Annotated in this window: 2 protein-coding genes and 1 pseudogene; 1 reads left to right on the top strand and 2 read right to left on the bottom strand. The window is 42.7% G+C overall.

Annotated elements, in window-relative coordinates; genetic code table 11:
• Nucleotides 1-177 (bottom strand): annotated as a pseudogene (locus BCT81_RS27575) (1-acyl-sn-glycerol-3-phosphate acyltransferase); the annotation flags it as partial.
• Entirely contained in the window at nt 177-944 is a 768-nt protein-coding gene (locus tag BCT81_RS27570; RefSeq protein WP_102426523.1) for a beta-ketoacyl synthase chain length factor, read from the bottom strand. The pseudogene BCT81_RS27575 and the gene BCT81_RS27570, both read right to left, overlap by 1 nt.
• Nucleotides 945-1,016: 72 nt before the next feature.
• Here BCT81_RS27570 and BCT81_RS27565 point away from each other — a divergent pair, with 72 nt between their 5' ends.
• Nucleotides 1,017-1,406 carry a hypothetical protein gene (locus BCT81_RS27565; protein WP_061034114.1) on the top strand — a complete coding sequence of 130 codons (390 nt, stop codon included), beginning with the start codon at nt 1,017-1,019 and terminating at the stop codon, nt 1,404-1,406.
• The last annotated feature ends 46 nt before the right edge of the window (nt 1,407-1,452 follow it).

Below are 1,452 nucleotides of genomic sequence, written 5' to 3'. Positions count from 1 at the left end.
GGCATTGAATGAGAAGCGAATCAATCGTTGAGCCCTGAGCTCACGCTGAATGGTGTTAGGAGTGATGAGTGAGATAGATGGCAAGATCAAGAAGCTGAGAACTAGGCCTCCCAAGCCGAAGATGGTAAAGCAGAGGCCTGTCGCGAATACTCGCCAATATTGGTCGACCTTGCTCATTATAGTTCTCCGGCTTTCGCGTTGTTTATCCAAGTCCAATCTTGATGCTTACCTGTTATGGTCCAGCTCTGTGAACCTAGAAGGATGTTTTGTAGCGCCTGCAAGCCTTGTGGTAAAGGAGTGGCTGAGCTTTCGTTAGCTACAGATTTTGATACTGAAGTTACAGCTCTTGATACTGAGTAATCACTTCCTGAGGTGAGCACTAACCCTAGCGCATAGTCGGTATAACTTTGAGCTTCGAACTCTTGATAGAGCTCTGGCAAAGGCTGGTCGAAATCGATAACTAACACACGATGTGATGGATATTGATTCAGGTAAAGATAGGCTTCAATCAAAGCGTTGTGGAAAGTATCTTGGCCGGCCGCGATAGAGGTCAGAGGGATTGGTGCTTTCGCTGCGATGGTAGTTAACCCTGCAGCTGTATTATGCACGGACTGTGAAAACGCCATTGGCGAGGCATCATCACCTTCCAATATCGACTGGATCAAGGTTGCGGTTCGGTGCAGTTCACCATGTCGACTGGCAAAAACCAGGTAATCAATCGAGTTGTCTTTTAAGAGTGTCAATGCAGTTTGAACGGCCAATTTACTTTGTAGGCTCATTCGGCGGCGCATCATCGGTGGGATCGCTTTAAATTCAGTTGAGCCATCTTGCGGCCAATCTAAATTAGTGCTCCAGGCTTGCCATTCGGCATCAGAATTGAGACCAGCCGAGTTTGCAGACCATTTCTCAATATTAAACGACATTAATTGGGATTGATTTGACATAGAGTATTGATTTGCTTTGGGTCTAACTAAATACTATGCGTGCTTATAAATAAACACAGGTAAGGAATTTAAATGAAATTACTAAAAATAGCCGTTTCAATGTTATTCATATTGGTTCTTGCAGGGTGTGGACGTGTCCAGCCTGTAATGAATGTTGAGGATACTCCAGTTGCACATAATCTTCAAAGTAAACAGGTGAAATCAGCTATTTATGAATCTGCTGAAAATCGAGGCTGGTTAGTTTCTGAGATTAAACCTGGTTTGATCCGCGCTGAATTGTATGTTCGTTCACATCACGCAGTGGTTGATATCCCTTATAACGACAAATTTTACTCTATTCTTTACGTTGAATCAGAGAATTTGAAGTATGACGATGGTGAAATACACCGTAATTACAACCGCTGGGTTAATAACTTAAACGTTGATATTAAACGTAAGCTTGCACAAATGGCAGCTGAGTAACCCTCTATTATTTATAAGTTAGGTTTTTCGTGTCGGAATATAAATT

The sequence above is a fragment of the Vibrio sp. 10N.261.52.A1 genome, assembly GCF_002876325.1.
Classification (GTDB): Bacteria; Pseudomonadota; Gammaproteobacteria; order Enterobacterales; family Vibrionaceae; genus Vibrio; species Vibrio chagasii.
This window is presented reverse-complemented; position numbering and strand designations above follow the sequence as displayed.